This is a genomic window from Gemmiger formicilis, assembly GCF_016901605.1.
GTDB classification, from domain to species: domain Bacteria; phylum Bacillota; class Clostridia; order Oscillospirales; family Ruminococcaceae; genus Gemmiger; species Gemmiger formicilis_B.
The window spans coordinates 1-4,079 of record NZ_JACJKP010000213.1 but is presented as its reverse complement, the minus strand read 5'-3'; the positions used below and the strand labels follow the sequence as shown (position 1 = coordinate 4,079).

Genomic DNA, 4,079 nt, shown 5'->3' with positions numbered 1-4,079 from the left:
CTTTGCAAAGAAGGAACAAATCCAGAGATTTCCAAAGAAAGAGGACTTCGGGCCCTCTTTCTTTTTTTTGTGAACTGTGCTATACTGGCGTTTGTATGTTTCAAACCCATGGTATAGAAAGGTCAAGGGATTTTCCCATGCAGACGTTAAAAACCAACAACTGGAAGAAAGTTTTGCTCCAGGGCGTGCTGCCCTGTGTGCTGGCGATCGCGGTAGCGTTCATCTCCCGGTATCAGCTGGAGTTGTCCGACGGCGTGACGCCCAACTATCTGGCGGGGCAGTGGCCGGTGTACGCGCCGCTGAACGCCATGACCGCCTTCTGCCTGACGCTGATTTTGTTTGCGGTGCTGGGCCGGTGGTGGCTGGCCACCGGGATTTCCGGGGTGCTGTTCACCATCGTGGCACTGATAAACTACTACACCCGGGAACTGCACGGTTCCGCCCTGATGCCCCAGGACATCCTGAACCTGGGCACCGCCGCCGAGGTCATGGGCAGCTACACCCTGAAAATTTCCCAGACGGTGGTGATCATCGGCGTGCTGGCGATCCCGGTGCTGGGCATCAGCGCGGCGCAGTGGTTCCTGACCCGCAAAGCCCCCAAACGCGCCAGCTGGAAAGCCCGCGGCGTGCGGGTGCTGGGGTGTGCGGCCTGTGTGTTCTGCGTGATGTACTTCGGCTATTTCGGGCCGAACCCCATCAAACCCAAAGCCACCTACGGCTGGGCCTGGCAGGAAACCTATTATAAATACGGGTACTTAGCGGGCACGGTGGAAGCCACCGCCCTGATGGCCGACCCCATTGTGGAGCCGGAAAACTACAGCGACCAGGCCGCCCAGGACGCCGCGGCCATGGTGACGGGCAAATATGCCACCGCTGAAAGCGCCCAGGAATACCCGGACATCGTATTGATTCTGTCCGAGAGTTTTTATGACTTTGACCTGGTGACCGACCTGCAGGCGGACACCGAGATCATGCCGGTGACCAAGAACCTGGAAAACGCGGTCTACGGCCACACGGTCAGCCCCCATGTGGGCGGCGGCACCAACTCCAGCGAGTACGAGATGCTTTCCAGCAACTCCCTGATGCTGATGCCTTCCATCACCCCCTTCAACTGGCTGAACCTGTACGGCGCCAACAGCATTGTGGGCTACACCAAGAGCCTGGGCTACGCCACCATGGCCGCCCACCCCTACACCAACTCCAACTATCGCCGGGATTCCGCCTGGCGCGCCCTGGGCTTTGACGAAACCTATTTTGAGGACGCCTTCCCCACCAAGGAATACTACGGCAACCGTCCCTACCAGACGGACTCCGCCTCCTATAAGGATTTCCAGACCCTCTACGAGGCCATGCCGGAAGATCAGCCCCGGTTCGCCTTCCTGGTTTCCATCCAGAGCCACGGCGACTATGACATGAACGATGCCTCGCTGGATATTGTCCATGCGGCCGCCGATTACGGTGAGTATGACGAGCTGATGGATGAGTTCCTCAGCTGCATGAAGATGAGCGACGCCGCAGTGGCGGAACTGCTGGACTACTTCACCAACCTGTACGAAACCACCGGCCGCAAGGTGGTGGTTGCCCTGGCCGGCGACCACGCCCCCAGTTTTGTGGACCATGTGGCGGACAAGACCCTGGCACCGCAGAACGAACTGCAGATTCTGGAACGGAGCACGCCGTTCTTTATCTGGGCCAACTATCCGCTGGAGAACATCGACGCAGCGGTGAGCGACACCGACCCGCTGAACCGGATGGATATGGTCATGCTGGCGCCCACCATTGCCCAGCAGGCGGGCCTGCCCCTGAGCACCTTCTACCAGTATCTGCTGGAAATGAAGGACACCACCCCGGTGGTGACCGGCGCCAACGATTACATGAAACCGGACGGCAGCACCGCGGAATTCGGCGTGGATGAAACGCTGGACGCCTGGGTACATGGATACCTGAACCTGGAATACAACAACGTGGGCGCCCACGCCAAGCGCGACCAGACTCTCTTCGACGCCCAGTAAGTTCCTTCTTTGCAAAGAAGGAACCGAAGAAACTCTGATCAAAAAATCCCTCTATGGAATTTCCATAGAGGGATTTTTTATGGAGTTTTTCGCTTCTTTCCGGAAAAGAACAAACACCGGGCAAGCACCGTTCCTCCGTTGCGGGGGTTCGGACACACCGGAAAAACCACCAACAAAAAAAGCGGGAAACCATCATGTAAAATCCTTCAGATACACCGCTGCGCTGCGGCTCATCTCCCGGGAGAAATCGCTGTCATACTTGCGGTTGCAGAAAGCCTGCAGGTATCTATCAAAGTCAAATTCCGGCACACCGGCGCCCCGCAGGGTAAAGTCCTCCCGCAGTTCGGCCTCGGTGCGGTCGCGGTAGGTGTTCTCGCAGACCACCGCTTCCTCCCGGAAGCGCACCGGCTTGGGGCGGTTCTGCTGCTGTTCGGTGGGGTAGCCGAACACCAGCATGCAGGCGGGCACCACATGGGCGGGCAAGGCCAGGGCCTGGCGCATTTGTTCGGCGTTTTCCAGCACGTCCCCTATGTAACAGCTGCCGATGCCCAGGCTTTCCGCTGCGGTCACGGCGTTCTGGGCCGCAATGCAGGCATCGGCCATAGCCAGCAAAAGGTCGCCGGGGCCGGGTTTGCGGGGATTTTCCACCCCTGCCGCCCGGTAAGCCCGGGGCCAGCGGCGGCAATCCGCCAAAAACACCAGGCAAAGCGGTGCTTTGGCAATAAAAGGCTGATGGTCACAAAGGTCGGTCAGCCGCTCTTTCAGAGCCTGGTCGGTAATGTCCAGAATGGTGTACAGCTGCTGGTTGCCCGCCGTGGGCGCCTGGAAGGCAGCTTTCAGAATGGCGGCCCGCTCTTCGGCGGTCACCGGCCGGTCGGTAAAGACCCGGACGCTTTTGCGGGCGGACAGCGCTTTCAGAATTTCGTTTTCCATCTCAGGCTCCTTTGCGGTGCAGGAACCGCGCCATCAGTTTCTGTACCAGGTCAAACACTTCGCGCACGTTGATGGCGCAGATCACCGCCGTCAGCAGCACCACCGGCACCACCCAGTCGGACAGATTCATCAGGCACCAGATCTCGGCCAGCACCAGCAGCATGTTGACCGCCAGCCAGGGGGCGTGGAAGTCGATACGCAGCAGGCCCCGGGTGGAGTAGGCACGCAGCAGGAACACCAGCATCAGGCTGAGGAAGCTGGCCGGGGTAACGCCCCAGGGCCCCCACAGCAGGATGAACGCCATGTTGAGGATCACATTGAGCACCGCGCCCGCCAGCATGGTGACCAGCGACCCGGTGGACCGCTTATACACCACATAGACGCTGTTCAGGAACTGGTTCAGGCAGGTGAACATGGAGCAAAGGGTCAGGAAGGGCACAAAGGTCCAGCCGTCGTAGTATTCGGCCTTGAACAGGTGCATCATGGGCCGGCAAAGCATAATGACTCCCGCCACACAGCAGAACATGGCGCAGGCATAGACCCGGAAAATCTTGGAGAAGAAGGCTTCCCGGTCCTGTTCCTCGGTCACGGCGGAAAGCTGCCATGCCTCATAGAAGATGCTGCCCATAATGGTGATGACCTGCGGCAGGAAATACCCCGCCGAGAGCAGGCCCACCCAGTAGTTGCCGCTGCGGCCCTGGTAGTCCTCGCACATGGCCTGCACAAAGAACATATCGCTGGCATTGATGATCCAGAAACTGATGGCCGCCGGGATCATGGGCAGGCAGTAGCGCAGCATATCCACCCACAGTTCCTTGTCAAAGGCTTTGGGCTTGCAGTACCGCCAGCAGCCGCCGGCAAAGAATACAAACACCATGGAGGTCAGGTCTGCGCAGGCGTTGGCCAGCAGGAAACCGGTGGCCCCCATGTTGAACCAGCTCAGGAAGATCAGGTAATAGGCCAGCAGCGCGCCGGTGGTCATAACGCCGTCGATGGCCACCAGACGGTTGAGCATCCGCGCCCGGATGAACTGGGTACACAGGGTACGCAGACAGCTGGCCAGCACGCAGAGGTACAGCCAGGGCAGATAATCCCCGGCGTTGGGGATCAGCCGCACCAGCGGCATGGCCACCA

3 protein-coding genes are annotated in these 4,079 nt (G+C 59.5%); 1 reads left to right on the top strand and 2 read right to left on the bottom strand.

The window, feature by feature from the left end; all coding sequences use genetic code 11:
* Positions 1-137: 137 nt before the first annotated feature.
* Complete coding sequence (locus H6B10_RS12985) at positions 138-2,012, top strand: LTA synthase family protein (RefSeq protein WP_204651994.1); 1,875 nt, start codon at positions 138-140, stop codon at positions 2,010-2,012.
* Positions 2,013-2,204: 192 nt separating this feature from the next.
* Here H6B10_RS12985 and H6B10_RS12980 read toward each other — a convergent pair whose 3' ends face one another.
* Together H6B10_RS12980 and H6B10_RS12975 are read right to left on the bottom strand one after the other, a co-directional pair.
* Positions 2,205-2,945, bottom strand: coding sequence for a nitroreductase family protein (locus tag H6B10_RS12980; RefSeq protein WP_204651993.1), 741 nt, complete (start codon positions 2,943-2,945; stop codon positions 2,205-2,207).
* 1 nt (position 2,946) lies between these two features.
* On the bottom strand, positions 2,947-4,079 hold a 1,133-nt coding region (locus H6B10_RS12975; protein WP_204651992.1), incomplete at its 5' end, for a lipopolysaccharide biosynthesis protein.

Bases quoted from the DNA above. Each gene is read 5' to 3' on its own strand.
- H6B10_RS12985 (WP_204651994.1), top strand. From the start codon at position 138: ATGCAGACGTTAAAAACCAACAACTGGAAGAAAGTTTTGCTCCAGGGC.
- H6B10_RS12980 (WP_204651993.1), bottom strand. From the start codon at position 2,945: ATGGAAAACGAAATTCTGAAAGCGCTGTCCGCCCGCAAAAGCGTCCGG.